At 74.3% G+C, this 17,014-nt stretch carries 16 protein-coding genes and 2 pseudogenes; 10 read left to right on the forward strand and 8 right to left on the reverse strand.

Annotated elements, in window-relative coordinates:
• The first annotated feature begins 32 nt into the window (after positions 1-32).
• On the forward strand, positions 33-1,001 hold the full coding sequence (locus LN037_RS17675; RefSeq protein ID WP_230754940.1) for a LacI family DNA-binding transcriptional regulator: 969 nt from the start codon (positions 33-35) through the stop codon (positions 999-1,001).
• A 10-nt stretch (positions 1,002-1,011) separates the two neighbouring features.
• Here the strand turns inward: LN037_RS17675 and LN037_RS33730 are convergent, their stop codons facing one another.
• From LN037_RS33730 to LN037_RS17695, 4 genes are all read right to left on the reverse strand, one after another.
• The gene (locus tag LN037_RS33730) at positions 1,012-2,007 is read right to left on the reverse strand and encodes a Gfo/Idh/MocA family protein (protein WP_230754942.1); all 996 of its coding nucleotides are present in this window, start codon (positions 2,005-2,007) and stop codon (positions 1,012-1,014) included.
• On the reverse strand, positions 2,004-2,819 hold the full coding sequence (locus tag LN037_RS17685) for an ATP-binding cassette domain-containing protein (protein WP_230754944.1): 816 nt from the start codon (positions 2,817-2,819) through the stop codon (positions 2,004-2,006). The genes LN037_RS33730 and LN037_RS17685 overlap by 4 nt, the downstream gene beginning before the upstream one ends.
• Before the next feature lie 13 nt (positions 2,820-2,832).
• The gene (locus LN037_RS17690; RefSeq protein ID WP_230754946.1) at positions 2,833-3,891 is read right to left on the reverse strand and encodes an ABC transporter permease; all 1,059 of its coding nucleotides are present in this window, start codon (positions 3,889-3,891) and stop codon (positions 2,833-2,835) included.
• 83 nt (positions 3,892-3,974) lie between these two features.
• Positions 3,975-4,928, reverse strand: a complete 954-nt coding sequence (locus LN037_RS17695; RefSeq protein WP_230754948.1) for a substrate-binding domain-containing protein — start codon at positions 4,926-4,928, stop codon at positions 3,975-3,977.
• Between the two features lie 173 nt (positions 4,929-5,101).
• Between LN037_RS17695 and LN037_RS17700 the strand changes: the two genes are divergently transcribed.
• Both LN037_RS17700 and LN037_RS17705 read left to right on the forward strand, forming a co-directional pair.
• Positions 5,102-5,857 carry a GntR family transcriptional regulator gene (locus LN037_RS17700; protein WP_230754950.1) on the forward strand — a complete coding sequence of 252 codons (756 nt, stop codon included), beginning with the start codon at positions 5,102-5,104 and terminating at the stop codon, positions 5,855-5,857.
• A 24-nt stretch (positions 5,858-5,881) separates the two neighbouring features.
• Entirely contained in the window at positions 5,882-6,634 is a 753-nt protein-coding gene (locus tag LN037_RS17705; protein WP_230754952.1) for an alpha/beta fold hydrolase, read from the forward strand.
• Positions 6,635-6,638: 4 nt separating this feature from the next.
• On the opposite strand, the gene LN037_RS17710 is transcribed toward LN037_RS17705, so the two are convergent.
• On the reverse strand, positions 6,639-7,592 hold the full coding sequence (locus LN037_RS17710) for a helix-turn-helix transcriptional regulator (RefSeq protein ID WP_230754954.1): 954 nt from the start codon (positions 7,590-7,592) through the stop codon (positions 6,639-6,641).
• Between the two features lie 135 nt (positions 7,593-7,727).
• Here LN037_RS17710 and LN037_RS17715 point away from each other — a divergent pair, with 135 nt between their 5' ends.
• Complete coding sequence (locus tag LN037_RS17715; protein WP_230754955.1) at positions 7,728-9,146, forward strand: amidase; 1,419 nt, start codon at positions 7,728-7,730, stop codon at positions 9,144-9,146.
• Positions 9,147-9,190: 44 nt separating this feature from the next.
• On the opposite strand, the gene LN037_RS17720 is transcribed toward LN037_RS17715, so the two are convergent.
• The gene (locus LN037_RS17720) at positions 9,191-9,724 is read right to left on the reverse strand and encodes a glutathione peroxidase (RefSeq protein WP_230754956.1); all 534 of its coding nucleotides are present in this window, start codon (positions 9,722-9,724) and stop codon (positions 9,191-9,193) included.
• 112 nt (positions 9,725-9,836) lie between these two features.
• On the opposite strand from LN037_RS17720, the pseudogene LN037_RS34055 reads away from it, so the two are divergent.
• The 3 genes and pseudogenes from LN037_RS34055 to LN037_RS17730 form a co-directional block, all read left to right on the forward strand.
• Positions 9,837-10,880: pseudogene (locus LN037_RS34055) on the forward strand (PP2C family protein-serine/threonine phosphatase); the annotation flags it as partial.
• A gap of 25 nt (positions 10,881-10,905) precedes the next feature.
• Positions 10,906-11,298: pseudogene (locus LN037_RS17725) on the forward strand (PP2C family protein-serine/threonine phosphatase); the annotation flags it as partial.
• A gap of 54 nt (positions 11,299-11,352) precedes the next feature.
• Positions 11,353-11,808 carry an ATP-binding protein gene (locus LN037_RS17730; protein WP_230754958.1) on the forward strand — a complete coding sequence of 152 codons (456 nt, stop codon included), beginning with the start codon at positions 11,353-11,355 and terminating at the stop codon, positions 11,806-11,808.
• 135 nt (positions 11,809-11,943) lie between these two features.
• Here the strand turns inward: LN037_RS17730 and LN037_RS17735 are convergent, their stop codons facing one another.
• Both LN037_RS17735 and LN037_RS17740 read right to left on the reverse strand, forming a co-directional pair.
• Positions 11,944-12,642 carry a DedA family protein gene (locus LN037_RS17735; RefSeq protein ID WP_230754960.1) on the reverse strand — a complete coding sequence of 233 codons (699 nt, stop codon included), beginning with the start codon at positions 12,640-12,642 and terminating at the stop codon, positions 11,944-11,946.
• Positions 12,643-12,730: 88 nt separating this feature from the next.
• On the reverse strand, positions 12,731-14,008 hold the full coding sequence (locus LN037_RS17740) for a cytochrome P450 (RefSeq protein ID WP_230754961.1): 1,278 nt from the start codon (positions 14,006-14,008) through the stop codon (positions 12,731-12,733).
• A 299-nt stretch (positions 14,009-14,307) separates the two neighbouring features.
• On the opposite strand from LN037_RS17740, the gene LN037_RS17745 reads away from it, so the two are divergent.
• Genes LN037_RS17745 through LN037_RS17755 form a run of 3 tightly spaced genes read left to right on the forward strand, consistent with a single transcriptional unit; the run spans position 14,308 to position 16,917 of the window.
• Positions 14,308-14,817 carry a L,D-transpeptidase gene (locus LN037_RS17745; protein WP_230754963.1) on the forward strand — a complete coding sequence of 170 codons (510 nt, stop codon included), beginning with the start codon at positions 14,308-14,310 and terminating at the stop codon, positions 14,815-14,817.
• Between the two features lie 42 nt (positions 14,818-14,859).
• Entirely contained in the window at positions 14,860-15,822 is a 963-nt protein-coding gene (locus LN037_RS17750) for an alpha/beta hydrolase (protein WP_230754965.1), read from the forward strand.
• A gap of 60 nt (positions 15,823-15,882) precedes the next feature.
• Positions 15,883-16,917, forward strand: coding sequence for a helix-turn-helix domain-containing protein (locus LN037_RS17755; protein WP_230754967.1), 1,035 nt, complete (start codon positions 15,883-15,885; stop codon positions 16,915-16,917).
• Positions 16,918-17,014: the final 97 nt, after the last annotated feature.

The raw sequence follows: 17,014 nt of genomic DNA on the forward strand, positions 1-17,014 counted from the left end.
TCATGTCAAGACAAAGATGTGGAGGGCCTGCGGTGCCTCGCCCGAGACTCGCCGACGTCGCCGCCGCCGCCGGCTGCTCCACCGCGTCGGTGTCGCTCGTCCTGCGCGGTGAGCCGGGCCCGAGCGAGGCCACGCGCGACCGGGTCCTGGCGGCGGCCGAGCAGCTCGGCTACCGGCCCGACCGGGCCGCCAGCCTGCTCGCGCGGCGTCGCTCGGGGATGCTCGGCGTCGTCACCGACGTGCGCTCGACGTTCCACGCCGAGCTCGTCGAGGAGCTGCTCGACGCGTCCGCGCGGCGCGGGTTCGACCTGCTCATCGGCGCACGCAGCCCCGCCCGGGACGAGGAGCGGGCGGTGGAGACCCTGATCGACTCCCGCTGCGAGGCGTTGCTGCTGCTCGGCACGTCGGGTCCGGCGGAGCGGCTCGTCGCCCTCGACGGGCAGGTCCCCGTCGTCGCGGTCAGCGGCCGGGCGGGCGGCGTCGACGGCGTCCGGGTCGACGACGAGCGCGGCACCCGGGAGGCGACCGAGCACCTCCTCGCGCTCGGGCACCGCGACGTGGTCCACGTCGACGGCGGGGCGGGGGAGATCGCGGCCGACCGGTGCCGCGGCTACGTCGCCGCGATGACGGCGGCCGGCCTGGCGCCCCGCGTGCTGCGGGGAGGACACGGGGAGGCCGACGGTGCGGCGGCCGCCGCCGACCTCGGCGGGGCGACGGCGGTGACCGTGTTCAACGACCGCGCCGCCGTCGGCCTGCTCGACGCACTCGTGCGCGCCGGGGTGCGGGTGCCGGCGGACGTCTCGGTCGCCGGGTTCGACGACAGTCCGCTGGCCCGCCTCGCCCACGTCGACCTGACCACCGTCAGCCAGGACGTGCCGGCCCTCGTCGCGAACGCCCTCGATCTCGTCGTCGCGCGACTCGACGGCGTCCGGGCGGAGCGCCGGGAGGTCGTGCTCGCGCCGCGGCTCGTCGTCCGGGGCACCACGTCGGCGCCGCCGTGACCCGTCCGGGTCAGGAGGCGGCGACCGGCTCCGTCCGCGGCCGCGGCGGGAACCCGGCGGCGGCGTAGACCGCGTCGACCAGCTCGGCCTGGGCCACCGCGTCGTCGAGGTCGAGCGGGAACGGCGCGCCCTCGCGCAGGTGCGCCCGCAGCGCCTCGAGCTGGTAGGTGTACGTCGAGCGCGTCCCGAGGTGCTCGGTGCGCTCCTCGCCGTCCACGGTGACGACGATCCGGTCGTCCTGGTGCGGGAGCACCACGTTCAGCGCGGTCGCCTCACCGCGGGAGCCGATCACGCGGGCGGTGATCGTCCACGAGTCGGCGGCCATGTCGCAGGAGGCCCGTCCGGTGACCCCCGGGGCGAACACGAGGTCCGCCGTCATCGACGCGTCCACCCCCGGCGACCGCTCGGTCCCGGAGGCCCTCTCGACGACGGGTTCGGCGCCCGCGAGCCATCGCTGCAGGTGCAGGGCGTAGCACCCGAGGTCCATCAGCGCGCCGCCGGCGAGATCGAACGACCAGCGCGGGTCGTCGCCGGACGGCGCCGGCATCCGGAACGTCGTCTCGATCCGCCGGAGCTCGCCGAGCTCCGGGAGCAGCGACACGAGGCGGCGGGTCACGGGGTGGTGCACGTGGTGGAACGCCTCGACGACCACCACGCCGGCCGCCCGCGCCGCGGCCGCGACCTCCCGGGCCTCGTCTGCGTTCGACGCGAACGGCTTCTCGACGAGGACGTGCTTGCCCGCCTCGATCGCGGCCCGCGTCCAGCGGCCGTGCAGGCCGTTGGCGAGCGGGACGTAGACGACCTCGACCTCCGGGTCGGCGAGCACGGCGTCATAGGTGTCGTGCACCCGCTCGACGCCGTGCTCGGCGGCGAAGGTCTCGGCCCGTCCGCGGTCCCGGGCGGCGACGGCGACCATCCGGTCGCCCGTCGTCGCGACGGGCTCGGCGAGGGCCACGACCGCGATGCGGGCCGCGCCGAGGACGCCGAGGCGGAGGGGCGAACTCACCGCTGCAGCTCGTGGGAGAGCTCGGCGAGCTCCTGGCCGCCCGCCATCTCGGCGGTGAGCTCCTCGAGGGAGACCTCGGAGCGCTTCCGGTCGAGGACCCGCTTGCCCAGCTTCAGGATGATGAAGTGGTCGCCCACCATGTAGGCGTGGTGCGGGTTGTGGGTGATGAACACGACCCCGAGGCCGGCGTCGCGGGCGGCGGCGGTGTACTTCAGCACCACGCCGGACTGCTTGACGCCGAGGGCGGCGGTGGGCTCGTCGAGGATCAGGACCCGGGCGCCGAAGTAGACGGCGCGGGCGATCGCGACGCACTGGCGCTGACCGCCGGAGAGCGTGCCGATCGGCTGGTTGATGTCCTTGACGTGGATGCCCATCTTCTTGAGCTCGGTGTCGGCGATCTCGCGCATCTTCGGGATGTCGAGCGGCGCGAGGGGGAAATTGCCCTTGCGCAGTTCCGAGCCGAGGAAGAAGTTCCGCCAGACCTCCATCAGGGAGACCACGGCGAGGTCCTGGTAGACGGTGGCGATGCCGCGGTCGAGCGACTCGCGCGGCGAGCCGAACCGGACCTCGTCGCCGTCGACGGTGACCGTGCCCTCGGAGTGCGGGTGCAGCCCGGACATGATCTTGATCAGGGTCGACTTGCCGGCGCCGTTGTCGCCGAGGACGCAGGTCACCTCGCCGGCGCGGACGGTGAGGTCGACGCCCTCGAGGGCGCGGATCGCGCCGTAGGTCTTGCCCACGCCCGCCATCTGCACGAGCGGGGTACCGGCGGTCAGGTCGGCCGAGGCGTGCTCGGCGATCGTGTCGGTCATGGTCTCGGTGTCCCTACGTGCGCTTCGAGGCGGAGTTCTTGATGTACAGGTTCACGAGCACGGCGAGCAGGAGCATCACGCCGAGGAAGGCCTTGAACCAGTTCGGGTCCCAGCCGGCGTAGACGATGCCCTGGGTGGTCATGCCGAAGATGAACGCGCCGATGGCGGCGCCGATCGCGGAGCCGAACCCACCCGTGAGGAGGGCGCCACCGACGACCGCGGCGACGATGTAGATGAGCTCGTTGCCCACGCCGAGGCCGGCCTGGACGGTCGAGAAGTTCATCAGCAGGTGCTGCCCGAGGAACCAGGCCATGAACGCGACGCCCATGAACAGGCCGATCTTCACCTTGGCCACCGGCACGCCGACCGCGCGGGCGGAGTCCTGGTTGCCGCCGACGGCGAAGATCCAGTTACCGGTGCGGGTGCGCAGCAGGAGCCAGGAGGCGATGACGACGAAGAGCAGCCACCAGACGACGGAGGCCTTCACCGTCATGAACCCCAGCGGGATGTCGCCGGCGAAGATCGCCTTGGCGGAGTCGAACCCGTCGAGCTGGTCGATGTTCGTGGTCGCGACGGTGCCGGTGATCAGCTTGGTGACACCGAGGTTCACGCCCTGCAGGACGAAGAACGTCGAGAGCGTGATGAGGAAGCTCGGGAGCTTCGTCTTGACCAGCAGCCAGCCGTTGAGCGCGCCGATCGCGAGCGAGATGACCAGGCTGACGATCACGCCGACCCAGACGTTGAGCGAGAGCTGGTAGGACAGCATCGCCGAGGCGAGCGCGCTGGTGGTCACCGCGACGCCCGACGACAGGTCGAACTCGCCGCCGATCATCAGCAGGGCCACACCGAGCGCGACGATCCCGATCGTCGAGGCCGAGTAGAGGATGGTCGAGAGCGCCTCGGGCGTGCGGAACGGCGGGGCGATCGCGAAGAAGAAGACGAAGATGACGACGGCCGCCGCGAACGCGCCGATCTCGGGCCGGCCGAGGATGCGGGCGCCCAGCGAGCGCTGCACGCGGGCGGGTTCCTCGGTGGTGGTGGGCGGTGGCGGGGTCGCGACGGGAGTGCTCATCGCTGGGCTCCAAGGGGACGGGGGTCAGGCGGGACGACAGGGGACCGGCGCCGGCCCGCGGGTGCGGGCCGGCGCCGGGTGGATCAGCGGGTGTTCTTCTCCGCGTACTGCACGATCGGGCCGATGTTGCTGGCGTCGACGAACGACGGGCCGGTCAGCACGGGCTTGCCGCCGCCGAGGTCGTTGCCGTTGGACAGCTGCAGCCACAGCGCCTGCACCGCCATGTAGCCCTGGACGTAGGGCTGCTGGTCGACCGAGAAGGCGATCTGGTTGGACTGGATCGCCTTGGCGACGTCGGCGTTCAGGTCGAACGTGACGATCTGGGCCTGGCTCGACGAGGCCTGCTTGGCCTGCATGGCGGCGAGGGCGACCGGGGCGCCGAGGGTGACGACGTCGGTGATGGCCGGGTCCTGCTGCAGCTTCGCCTGGATCGTCTGCTGGACCGACGGCAGGTCGGCGCCGTTGACCTGCAGGTTCTCGGTGTTCGCGTAGGCCTGCTTGACGCCCGCGCAGCGGGTCTCCAGCGCGACCGAGCCCTGCTCCTGGATGACGCAGAGGGCCTTGCCGCCGGGGTTGAGCTGGCCGAGACGCTGCCCCGCGCTCTGCCCGGCGAGGGTCTCGTCCGAGCCGAAGTACATCTTCATGCCGAACTGCTGGTACTGGTCGATGCCCTGGTTGAAGCCGACGACCGGGATGCCGGCCTGGACGGCCTTCTGGGCGACCGGGCCGACCTGGTCGGGGTAGGACAGCGTGACCGCGATGCCGTTGACCCGGGAGTCGATCGCATTCTGGACGAGGGTGGCCTGCTGGCCGCCGTCGTTGTTGTTCGAGTAGCGCAGGTCGACGTTGAGCTCGGAGGCGGCCTGCTGGGCGCCGGCCCGGATCTTGTCCCAGAACGAGTCACCCGGCTGCTCGTGGGTGATCATCGCGATGGTGAACCGCTGGCTGGTCGCCTGGTTCTGGTTCTGCGCACCGCCCTGGCTCGAGCAGGCGGTGAAGGTGAGCGCGACGGCGGCGGCGGCCGCGACGGCCAGCACCCTCCGAATACTCCTCATCGAGCATCAGTTCTCTCTGTGCGTCGCTGCCGGCGGGGTCGGGCAGCGGGACGAATTGGGGAGTGACCCCGACCACGGTGATAGGAGTACGCTCCATCACTCGTCAGGTCAATACTTTGTTTGGACATAGTGCCTCTGAAGGTGCCGGGAGTGACATGGACCCTCGCGCTGCGCCACCCGTCCGGAGCAGTCCCGTGCCGCTCTACTTCCAGGCGGCGCTCCACCTGCAGCAGATGATCGCGGACGGTGATCTTCCGCCGGGAGGCAGACTCCCGAGCGAGGCGGAGCTCGCGACCCGCCTGCGGGTCACCCGTCCGACCGTCCGCCGCGCCGTCAGCCACCTCGTGGAGCAGGGCGTGCTGGTCCGTCGGCGCGGCGCCGGCGTCCGGGTGGTCGCCCCCTCGGTGCGGCGCAAGGCGGACCTGACGAGCCTGTTCGACGACCTGGCGCGCCACGGCGGCACCCCGCGCACCGAGGTGCGCGGGCTCGTCGTCGGGACGGTGGCCGCGGACGTCGCCGCGCGCTCGGGGATCCCGGAGGGGACGGAGGTGACGTCGATCGAGCGGCTGCGCTTCGCCGGCGACGAGCCGCTCGCGCTCATGACGAACGTCGTGCCGCGCGACGTGCTCGTGCTCGACGCGGCGATGCTGCGGGAGCACGGCCTCTACCAGCTCCTGCGGGACGCGGGGGGCGTGCCGGTGACCGCGACGCAGGTGGTCGGGGCGCGCGCGGCGACCGCCGCCGAGGCCGCGCTGCTCGACGAGCCGCGCGGCGCGCCACTGCTGACGATGACCCGCACGGCCTGGGACGATGCCGGGCGACTCGTCGAGTACGGCGCGCACGTCTACCGGGCCTCGCGGTACTCGTTCGAACTGGATCTGGGTGCCGGGACCGCCCTGCCGGTCGAGTAGGGTTCCGCCCGGGGGCGCACCGGAATGAGTGAACGAACGGTCGAACTCGGCGACGTGCCGACGCGCGTGGTCGACGAGGGCTCCGGCCCGGCGGTGGTCCTGATCCACGCCACCCCGTTCGACCTGGACTACTGGTCGGGACTCGCCCTCGCGCTGCGCTCCGAGCGCCGGGTGGTCCGCTACGACCTGCGCGGCCACGGCGCCGCCGCCCACGCGCCCGTCCCGACCACCCGGCGGCTGGTCGCCGACCTCGTCGAGCTGCTCGACCGGCTCGACCTGCCGGACGCCCACGTCGTCGGGCACTCCCTCGGCGCGGTCGTCGCGCAGGGCTTCGCGCTCGCGTGCCCCGGCCGGACCCGCAGGCTGTCCCTGCTCGCCGCCCGCGCCTCGCCCTCGCCCCTGTTCGCGACGCTCTCCGAGGCGTTGCGGCGTGACGCCGCCGCCGCCGACATCTCGATCACGCGCTGGTTCACGGCCGGGCAGCTCGCCCGCAACGGGTCGGCGGTGCAGTACGCGCGCACCCGGATCGAGCACACGCCGGTCGCCTCCTGGGCCGACGGGCTCGCCCGGGTCGCCGAGGCCGACTGCCTCGCCGAGCTGCCGCGCCTGACGATGCCCGCCGAGGTCGTCGTCGGGGAGGACGACCAGGGGGCGAAGCCGGAGCACAGCCGCGCGATCGCCGACGCCATCCCGACGGCGAGCTTCCACCTCGTCCCGCGGGCCCGCTCGCTCCTGGCCCTCGAGCACCCGGAGGTCGTGGCGCCGCTGCTGCGGTGACGGCTCAGCGGACGACCGTCAGCCGCCGGCCGGCCGCGCGCCCGGCGGCCTCCGCCCGGTTGCGGGTGCCGGTCTTCATGAGGATGTGCTCGACGTGCGTGCCGACGGTGCGGGCGCTGATCCCGCAGCGCCGGCCGATCTGAGCGTTGCTCAGCCCGTCCGCCAGGGCCGCGAGGACGTGCAGCTCGCGGACGGTGAGCCCGTCCGGCGGCGGCACGGGGCGGTGGAGCACGACGAGACCGGCACCGCTGCGCGCGACGTCGACCGCGAGCACCTCGCCGCCGTCGACGAGCAGTCTCGCGCCGACGCCGACGCCGACGCCGACGCCGACGCCGTCGGCCCCGCCGGCCAGGGCGTCGAGCAGCTCCGGACGCGCACCCGGGGACAGCGGCTGCACCGGACCCGTCGTCGGGACGAGGAAGCCGTCGGTGCCGCCGTCGGCGAGCCGCGCGGTCGGCGGCAGCGGCGGGACGACCGGGTCGACCGCGGCGGCGAGGTCGGCCGAGAGCAGGTCGACGAGGTGGACGACGTCGTCGTCGAGCCGGTCGTCGAGGGCGTTCGCGTTGATCATCCCGACGTAGCGGCCGTCCGCGGCGAACAGGCACTGCGTCATGCCCGCGCGGAACCCGCCGGGGGCGATGACCCGGTCGAAGACCCCGCCGTGGCGGCGGAGCGGCTCGACGTCGCGGATGCGGACCGGCTCCCGGCGCCGTCGGGGGAGGAGGAACAGCGGATCCCGGCGCCACTCGTCGTTCAGGAACGACATCGCGCTCACGGGATAGCTCGACGCGAGCGTGCGGTGTCGCCCGGAGGCGGGGTCCCAGGCGGACAGGGCCAGACAGTCCGACGGGACGATCGCGGCGAGGCCGTCGAGGACGGCGGACGCCGGGCCGGGGGTGCGGCACCCGTGGCGGCGCAGGAAGGCGCGCAGCTCCCGCGCCGCCCGCAGCCCGCTCATGCACCCTGACGCTAGACCGGCCGTGACCTGGGCGGGAGGGGTCCGCATCGGTCGATCGACCGATCCCGTCGTCGTGATTCCTCCCTAGCGTCCGGCCCGCGGGCGCGCCGGCGCCCCACGAGGACGGGAGGCGTCATGTCCGAGGAGATCCCCTGGCTGTCGGCGACGGAGCTGGCCGCGAAGGTCCGGGACGGGGAGCTCTCGCCGAGCGAGATCGCCACGGCGGTGCTCGACCGCGTCGACCGGGTCAACCCCGACCTGAACGCGATCGTCAACCTCGACCGGGAGCAGGTCGAGCGGGACGCGGCGGAGCTGACGGCCGCCGTCTCCCGCGGCGACGAGCTCGGTCCGCTGCACGGCGTGCCCTACACGATCAAGGACCTGACGAACGTCGCCGGACTGCCGACCACGTTCGGCATGGTGCCGCTGAAGGACAACGTCGCGGAGCAGGACGCGGTGCTGGTCCGCCGGATGCGCGCGGCCGGTGGACTGTTCCTCGGCAAGACCAACACCCCGGAGAGCGGCTACTACGGCGGCACCGACAACCACCTGTTCGGCCCGACCCACAACCCGTGGCGGCACGGGTACTCCGCCGGCGGCTCGAGCGGCGGCGCGGCGGCCGCGGTCGCCGCCGGGCTCGGCCCGCTCGCCGAGGGCAGCGACGGCGCCGGGTCGGTCCGCATCCCCGCGTCGCTGTGCGGCGTCGTGGGGCTGAAGCCGACCACGGGGATCGTCCCGCAGACCATCCTCGCCGGCCGGTACTACACGTGGGCCTACCACGGGCCGATCACGCGGACGGTCGCCGACAACGCCCTGATGCTCGACGTCGTCGCCGGCGCCGACCACGCCGACCCCCTGTCCATCCCGCGCGTCGAGTCGTCGTACGTGACCGCCGCACAGGGCGACGTCCGCGGGCTGCGCGTCGCGTTCTCGGCCGACATGGGGCTGGGCACGCACGTCGACGAGGAGGTCCTCGCGGTGTGCCGGGAGGCCGTCGGTGCGCTCGAGGGGCTCGGGGCGACGATCACCGAGGCCACCCCGGGGTGGGGCCCGGCCTCCGAGGCGATGTGGCACGGCATCTGGGTGCCGGGCTTCGCCTCGGAGCACGACCTGCTCGACTGGGAGTCGCTGCGCGGCCAGGTCGACGACAACCTGATCACGCTGATGCGCGAGGGCGAGACGCTGACCGGTGTCGACGTCGGTCGCGCCGAGGTCTTCCGCGGCGCGATGTGGGACACCTGGACGACCTTCATGGACGACTTCGACGTCCTCGTCTCGCCGACGTTGACCAGTGCGACGTTCCCGCTGGAACGCTTCGCCCCGGAGTGGCTCGACGGTGCCTCGCTGCGCGAGCAGCTGCTCGACTGGCTGCTGACCTATCCCTACAACATGCTCAACAACCCGGCGATCACCGTGCCGGCGGGGACGACGTCGGACGGCCGCCCGGTCGGTCTCCAGATCGCCGCCCGGCACCACCGGGACGCCCTGGTCCTCCGCGTCGCGGGGAACCTGGAGCGGGCCCGCCCGTGGGCGGACCGGCGTCCGGCGCTCTGACGGACCGCGGCCCCGTCAACGGGGGCCGCGACCGCCGCCGGTTCCTAGAGGAGGCGCTCGACGTCGGTCGCGATGTCCTCGGGCGGCACGGGCGGCTCGTAGCGGCGGACGACCCGGCCGTCCCGGTCGACGAGGAACTTGGTGAAGTTCCACGCGACGTCGCCCGCGGCCTCGACGGGCTGGAGGCCGGTGATGGTCTCGTAGAAGCTGCCGTAGGCCGGGCCGAAGTCCCCGGGCGCCTCGGCGCGCAGGAAGGCGTAGAGCGGCGCGGCGTCGGGGCCGTTCACGTCGACCTTCGCGAGCACCGGGAACGTGACGTCGTAGCTGACGCGGCAGAATTCCTGGATCTCCGCGTCGGTGCCCGGCTCCTGACCCAGGAACTGGTTGCAGGGGAAGCCGAGGACGGTCAGTCCGCGGTCGGAGTAGGTGCGGTGGAGCTTCTCGAGGCCCTCGTACTGCGGGGTCAGGCCGCACTTGCTCGCGACGTTGACGATGAGCAGGACCCGGCCCGCGTACTGCCCGAGGGAGAGGGTGGCGCCGGTGTCGTCGGAGACGCTGAAGTCGTGGGTGGTGGTCACCGCTGCGAGTGTGCTCGTGCCGCGCTGACGGTGGGCCCCGACCCCGACGCTCCGTAGGATCGCCCGCGACACGTCGGCGTCGAGGTCGCCGGTATCCGGGGAGAGGGGTGGCGTGCGCGGGGGCACCTCCAGCAACGCGATCACGCGGGCACGACTGCTCGACGACGACGCCGACGCGGCCGTCGACCGCCTGGCCCGCCTGGCGGCCTCCCTCACCGGCGCCACCTCCGGCGTCCTCTGGCTCGTCGAGGGCGGACGGGTGGTCGTCCGGAGCCGGCAGGACGAGCACGGGGCGGCTGACGGCGGTCGCTCGTCGGAGGAGCCCGTCGACCGCGCTCTCTGCGAGGCGGTCCTCGCGACCCGCGACGCGGTGTGGTCCGAGGACACCGGGGACGCCGGTGGACCCGGCGCGACCGGTGGGGTCCGGGCGTGGGCGGGTCTGCCGGTGCACGACGCGTCCGGCGTCGTCATCGGCGTGCTGGGCGCCCTCGACGTCCGCCCACGCGGATGGACGGCCCATCAACGCGACGTCCTGACGACGTTGGCGCAGGCCGTGACCGGCGAGATCGCCCTGCGGACGGCGCTGGCGGACTCCGAGGCCGGACGGGTGGAGGCCACCCGACACGCCGCCGACTCCGAGCGCGCCGCCCGGCTCGCCGGCGTCCGGGCCCGGGAGGAGGGCGCCCGCGCCGACGAGGCCGGCGTCGCCGCGCGCTACTACCGGGACCGGGCCCAGGCGGCGGACGTCCAGGCGGCGTCGTCGAACGAGGAGGCCCAGCAGGCCACTCGGCTCGCACAGCTGGCGGAGGCGCACGCGGCGGAGGTCGAGGAGTACGCCGCGACCCTCCGCGAGAGCCTGCTGCCCGCCCGCCTCCCGCAGTTCCCCGGCGTCGAGGTCGCCGCGCGGTACCGCGCGGGGACCGGAGGGTCGGTGCTCGGGGACTTCTACGACCTGATCCCCACCCCCGCCGGGTGGGGAGCCGTCGTCGGGGACGTCCGCGGGAAGGGACCGCAGGCTGCGCGCACGACCGCCCTGGCCCGCTCGACGGTCCGCGCGGTGGGGAACACCGAGGAGGACGCGGGCGCGGTGCTCTCGGCGCTGCACGGGGTGCTGCACGTCTGGTTCGACCAGCGCCCGAGCTTCGCCACCGCCGTCTACGCCTCGATCCGACCCCGACGGGCTCGAGCTCGACCTCGCGAGCGCGGGGCATCCACCGGCGGTGCTGCAGCGGCGCGACGGCACCGTCACCGCGCTCTCGGCCGGGGGTCGTGCGCTGGGAATCCGACCGGAGGCCCGGATCGCCGTGGAGCCGGTCGCCCTCGGCCTGGGGGACCGGCTGGTGCTGGTCACCGACGGGATCACCGAGGCCCGGCCGTCCGGCGGCGGGGAGTTCGAGGTGGAGGGACTGCTCGCCGCGATCCGGGCGAGCGACCCCGCGGGAGACGCCTCGGCGACTGCGGACGCCGTGCTCGCCGCCGTGGACGGACACGCCGCGGGCGCGGTCCTCGACGACGTCGCGTTGCTGGTGATCCGGGCCGTGCCCCGGTCCGGTGCGGCCGCGCTCACGTCGTGACGTCCCCGCAGGGGACGGTTGGGACGGCCCCCGGACAGGCATCCGAGGCGCACGATGACGAATCCCGACGACGACGCGGCGCCCGCTCCGCGCTGGCCGCACGCGCTGGTGGTGTCGGCCACCGCGCAGGGCAGCCAGGTCCGCGTGCTGCGGCGACGACTGGCGGCGTGGCTGCACGGTGACCACCTCGACGGGGACACCATCGACGACGTGGTCTCCGCGGCGTCGGAGGCGTTGGAGAACTGCTGCGACCACGCCTACGAGCGCGCGCGGGGCGCCGCGACCATGACGCTCTCCGCCCGCGCGCAGCCCGGGGAGGCCGGCGGGCTGGAGGTCGACGTCGCCGACGACGGGCGGTGGCGACCCGCCCCGACCGATGCGGGGCGCCGCGGCCGCGGGCTGGCGATGATGCGCGCCCTCGTCGACGACGTCACCGTCGAGGCCGGTCCGCGTGGCACCTGTGTCCGCCTCGTGCACCACGGACGGCGGGAGCCGGGCGCCCGGCCGTGAGCACGTCCCGCCACGCGACGCGGGACCTCAGGCCCCGGCGCGGTGTCCGTCGTCCGGCCCCGACCCGTCCCGCGCGTCGGTCTGCTCGCCCCACTGCCGGTCGCACGGCTCGGATTTCAGTGGCACGGAGCGCCCTCAGGGGCGCTCGGTGCCACTGAAGTCCGGCGCGCCCTCGGCCGAGGTCTCCCCGTTCGACGTGCGTCCGGTCGGCGACGGGTCGCCGTCGTCGGAGAGCGCCGCGACGAGACGTCGGCGGACGACCCGCCCGACGACGAGTCCGACGACGAGGGCGACCGCGAGTCCGACGTAGGAGAAGCGCTTGAGCCACTGCTCCGCGACGATGCCGAGGAAATAGACCGCGGTGACGGTCCCGACGGTCCAGAGCAGGCCACCGAGGACGTTCGCGGCGAGGAACCGGCGGTAGGGCATCCGCAGGACACCGGCGAGCGGACCCGCGAAGATGCGCAGGATCGCGATGAAGCGCCCCACGACCACGGTCAGCATCCCCCAGCGGGCGAAGGCGCGTTCGGCCATCGCGAGGTGGGTCGGCCCGAAGTGGCGGGGGAACCGGCGGGAGAGCCGGTCGAGCAGTCGGCGTCCGTAGCGGTGCCCGAGACCGTAGCCGATCGAGTCCCCGACGATGGCCCCGACGAGCGCGGCGAGCGCGACCCACACCGGCGAGATCGCCATCTCCGGCCGCGAGGACAGCAGTGCGGCGCCGACGAGGACGATCTCGCCCGGCAGCGGGACGCCGAGGCTCTCGACGCCGACGACCACCCCGACGACCACGTAGACCGCGAGCGGTGGCAGCGCCAGCCACTGGTCGACGTGCACGGTGTCCTCCCCGGTCCGGTGGCTCGTCCGGCGACCACCGTGCCGTAGGCCTCGGCCCGGTGCGGCCTCCGCTGTCCGAGTCCGACGGTCAGGCGCCGGCGGTCGTGGCCAGCGGTAGCCGGGTGTACTCGCTGAGCAACAGCGACCGGCGGCGCTCGGCTCCGGGGAGACGGTGCAGAGCGGGCGCGCGGTCGGTGAGGACCTCGAGGGCCACCCGGGCCTCGAGGCGCGCCAGCGGTGCACCGAGGCAGTAGTGGGCGCCGCCGGAGAACGCGAGGTGCTCGTCGGCCGTCGTCCGGGAGGGGTCGAAGACGTCCGGGTCGGTGTGCACCGTCGGGTCGCGTCCGGCGGCCCCGAGCAGGGCGAGCACGGTGGAGTCGGCGGGGACCGGGGTGCCGGCGAGGTCGACGTCCTCGTGCGGCACCCGGGCGGTGAACTGCACGGGCGGGTCGAACCGGAGGGTCTCCTCGACCACGCCAGCCGCGGTGGACGGGTCGTCGACCAGGGTCGGCCAGGTGTCGGACCCGAGCAGCGCGACGACGGCGTTGCCGATCAGCCCGCTCGTCGTCTCGAAACCCGCGAGCAGGAGCAGGACCGCGAGACCCACCGCCTCGTCGTCGTCGATCTCCGCGGCGGCCAGGGCGTCGAGCAGGTCGCCCCCGGCCTCGTCGGGACGGCCGCGACGGCGCTGCGCCAGCAGGTCGGACATCAGCCCCCGCAGCTCACCCGTCGCGCGCTCCAGGCGGTGCAGCGCCCGCAGCGACCGGACCCCGCCGAGTCCGGCGCCGACCGCCTGCCCCCAGTGCGCGAAGGTCGCCGCGTCCGCGTCAGGGACCCCGAGGACGTCCGCGATCACGGCGACGGGGAGCGGCACCGCGATGTCCGCGACGAGGTCGAACCGCTGCTTCGCGACGGCGGCGTCGACGAGCCGTTCCGCGGCCGTGCGGACCAGGTCCTCGCGGGCGGCGATCCGGGCCGGGGTGAACGCGGGGGCCACGAGCCGACGCAGGCGGGTGTGGTCCGGGGGGTCGAGCCCGAGGATCGAGAGGTCGACCGGTTCGAGCAGGGGATCGCGCTCACCGGCCACGGCGCCGCCCGGGGTGCCACCGACGCGGGTGCGGACGCCGTAGCGGCGATCGCGCACCACCTCGCGGCACAACTGGGCGGTGGCCACGACGAACACCCCGCTGCGACTGGCGAAGGGTTGCGGACCGTCACGCAGGCGACGGTGCAGGAGGTCCGGCCGGTCGGACCACGGCCGGTACATCAGGCGCAGCAGGGGGTCTCCGCTCCACGCGAGCACCCGGCCGCCACCGCGGATCATCGCCAGGCGGCCGCCCAGGAGGACGTCCCGTCGCAGGTCCATCGGCGCCTCCTCCCCGTCCGGGACCCTGCCACGGCCCGGCGCACGAGCCGAGACCGATGCCGGACGCCCCACCGCCCGGAGCAACGCCTGGTCTGACCGATTCGCCCGGTCGGCGGGGTGCAGGACCGGGGTCCCCCGTCCGATGGAGGGGTGACGGCGGATGCGGCGGGCCCCGGCCCGCCCGGCTCGAGGAGGTCGACCCCATCAGCGACGACACCACACCCACCGGCCGGCATCGCCGCCCGGTCGAGGGCCGGTCCCCGCGTTCCTGGTGGACGGGCGCGGCGCTGACCGCCGCGGTGCTCGTCGCGGCCGGGGCGTTCGCGGTGCCGGCGTTGGCCGACTCGGGCGTCGAGTCGAATCCCGTGGCGCAGGCCGCGCACGCCGAGGCCGCGACCCCGGGCACGCCGTGCTCGGTGTCCGCCCGCGCCTGCGTCGACCTCGAGACCCAGCGCGCGTGGCTGATCCGGGACGGCAAGGTGGTCCGCGGGCCGATGACCGTGTCCACCGGCGGCGAGGGCTACGCCACCCCGGTCGGACACTCGTTGCGGGTGTACCGCAAGGAGATCGACCACGTCAGCGGTGAGTCCCGCACCCCCGACGGGCGCCCGGCGCCGATGCCGTACGCGGTCTTCTTCAACGACGGCGGGATCGCCTTCCACGCCGGGGACCCGTCGCGCTCGTCCGCGGGCTGCGTCCGAATGGAGACCGACGACGCGAAGGCGACGTTCGCCGAGCTGCAGACCGGGGACAAGGTGCAGGTCGTCGAGGGCTCCGTGGAGCGGGCGGAGCGCGCGGCGGCGCGGTAGTCGGACGTCGCCCCGGAGTCGCCGGCCCGCCAGAGTGGTGCCGTGGACACCGTGCGGCGACCCGAGTTCGACCCGGAGCTCAAGGCCGGGCTCGCGATCGTCGGGGGGATGTTCCCCCCGACGATCACACCCGACCTGCTCGGGTTCATGCGCCGGTCCTACGCGTCGCTCCCCATCGCGGGCACCCTCCGGGCCCGGCGCATCGAGCGCCGCGACGAGGTGATCCCGGGTCACCGCGGCGATCCGATCGAGGTCTCGGTGCTCCGTCCGGCCGACGCGACCGGACCGCGGCCGGGCGTGCTGTTCATCCACTCCGGCGGACTGATGTTCGGCGACCGGTTCAGCGGGGCCGACCTCGTGATCGACTGGATCGACCGGCTGGGCGCGGTCCTGGTGACCGTGGAGTACCGCCTCGCCCCGGAGTTCCCCGAGCCCTTCCCGCGCGAGGACGTGTACGCCGCGTACGACTGGATCGTCCGGGAAGCCGACCGGCTCGACGTGCGCCGCGACCGCATCCTGGTCGCGGGCGCGAGTTCCGGTGGTGGCCTCGCGGCCGGGCTCGCCCTCGCCGCGCGCGACCGCGGCCACCAGCGGGCCCGCGGCCAGGTGCTGGACTACCCGATGCTCGACGACCGTGGTCTGGGCACGTCCGTCGGGCAGTTCGACGGCGTCGGCGTCTGGGACCGGGTCAGCAACGAGACGGGGTGGTCAGCGCTCCTCGGGGACGCGCGTGGGGGCCCCGACGTCTCGCCCTACGCCGCGCCCGGGCGGGCCGAGGACCTCTCGGACCTGCCTCCGGCGTTCATCGACGTCGGTGCGGCGGAGATCTTCCGGGACGAGGCCATCGCCTACGCGGACCGCATCTGGCGGGCCGGCGGCGACGCGGAGCTGCACGTCTGGGCCGGCGGGTTCCACGCCTTCGACATCTTCGCGCCGCACACCGCCGTGGCCCGCGGGATGGTCGGGGTGCGCAACGCGTGGGTCGAGAAGGTGCTCGCCGACTGATCTCGGGGCGTGACCGGCGCCACCGTCGCCTAGGCTGGACCCGAGCACGGGGGTGGTCGGATGCAGGAGTTGTTGGGCCGGATCGCCGCCCTCGATCCGGGCGCGAGCCTCGCCCTGCGCGTGATCGCCTGCTTCGACGAGCTCGTCGTCGGGAACGTCAACACCCGGGCCCTGCTCGGGGCCGCGGCGTCCCTGTCGGGCTGCGAGGTCGGCTTCCACCAGGCCGCCACCGGCACGACGATGCGCGTCTGTCCCCGCGGGGAGCTGGCCCGGGACCGGGACGCTCCGCCGCCCGGCGCCCGCCGGATCGCCGACGGTCTGTGTGTCTGGCTGGACCGCGACGGCGCCCCGCACGCCAACGACGAGATCATCCTCGAGCGCCTCGGACTCGCGCTCCGCATCCGGTACGGGCGGGACCGGCAGGACACCGACCTGCGTCGGGACCTCGGGCAGCTGCTCGACCCCGGGCTCCCGCTCGCGAGCCGTCGTCAGGCCGCGACCGCGCTCGGCCTCCACCCCGGGCGCCGGTACCGGGTGGTGGCGGCGCCGCTGTTCGCGGTGTGGACCGAGCACCCCGGCGGGATCGAGGACGTGGTCGCCACGCCGTTCGGCACGATCCACGCGTCGGTGGTCCCCGCCGACGGTCCCGTCGGGACCGCCGACCCGTCGGGGGTGGGAGTGGCCGCGGACGTCGACCACCTGCACACCTCGTTCACCACGGCCCTCGTCGCCCTCCGACTCTGCGAGCGGCCCACGACGACGACGGTCTCCGCCGACGACTTCGGCGGCCTCGTCAGCGTGCTCGCGACGATGCCGCCGGATGCGGAGGTCCCGGACGTCGAGCTCGTCGACGCGGTGACCGCGTTCCCGTGGGGCCGGGCGACGCTCGACGCCCTCGTGCGAGCGGGCACCGTCCGGCAGGCGGCCCGGCTCGCGGGCGTCCACCACAGCACGATGCAGAGTCGGGTGGAGACGGTCGCCGGACTGCTGGGCTTCGATCCGTTCGACGGCCTCGGCCGGACGCGGCTCGGGCTCGCCTACCTCGTGTGGCGGCTGCGCCACTCCCGCGTCCTCGACCTGCCCGCGCCGACGTAGACCGCCACCTGGCGGTCGTCGACGACCGAGTTGCGTCGTCGCGTCGGTTCCCCTGGGCTGTGGGCCGGGCCACACTGCGATCACCATGGTCGACGGT

It is taken from the genome of Actinomycetospora soli, from assembly GCF_021026295.1.
In the GTDB taxonomy this organism is placed as follows: domain Bacteria; phylum Actinomycetota; class Actinomycetes; order Mycobacteriales; family Pseudonocardiaceae; genus Actinomycetospora; species Actinomycetospora soli.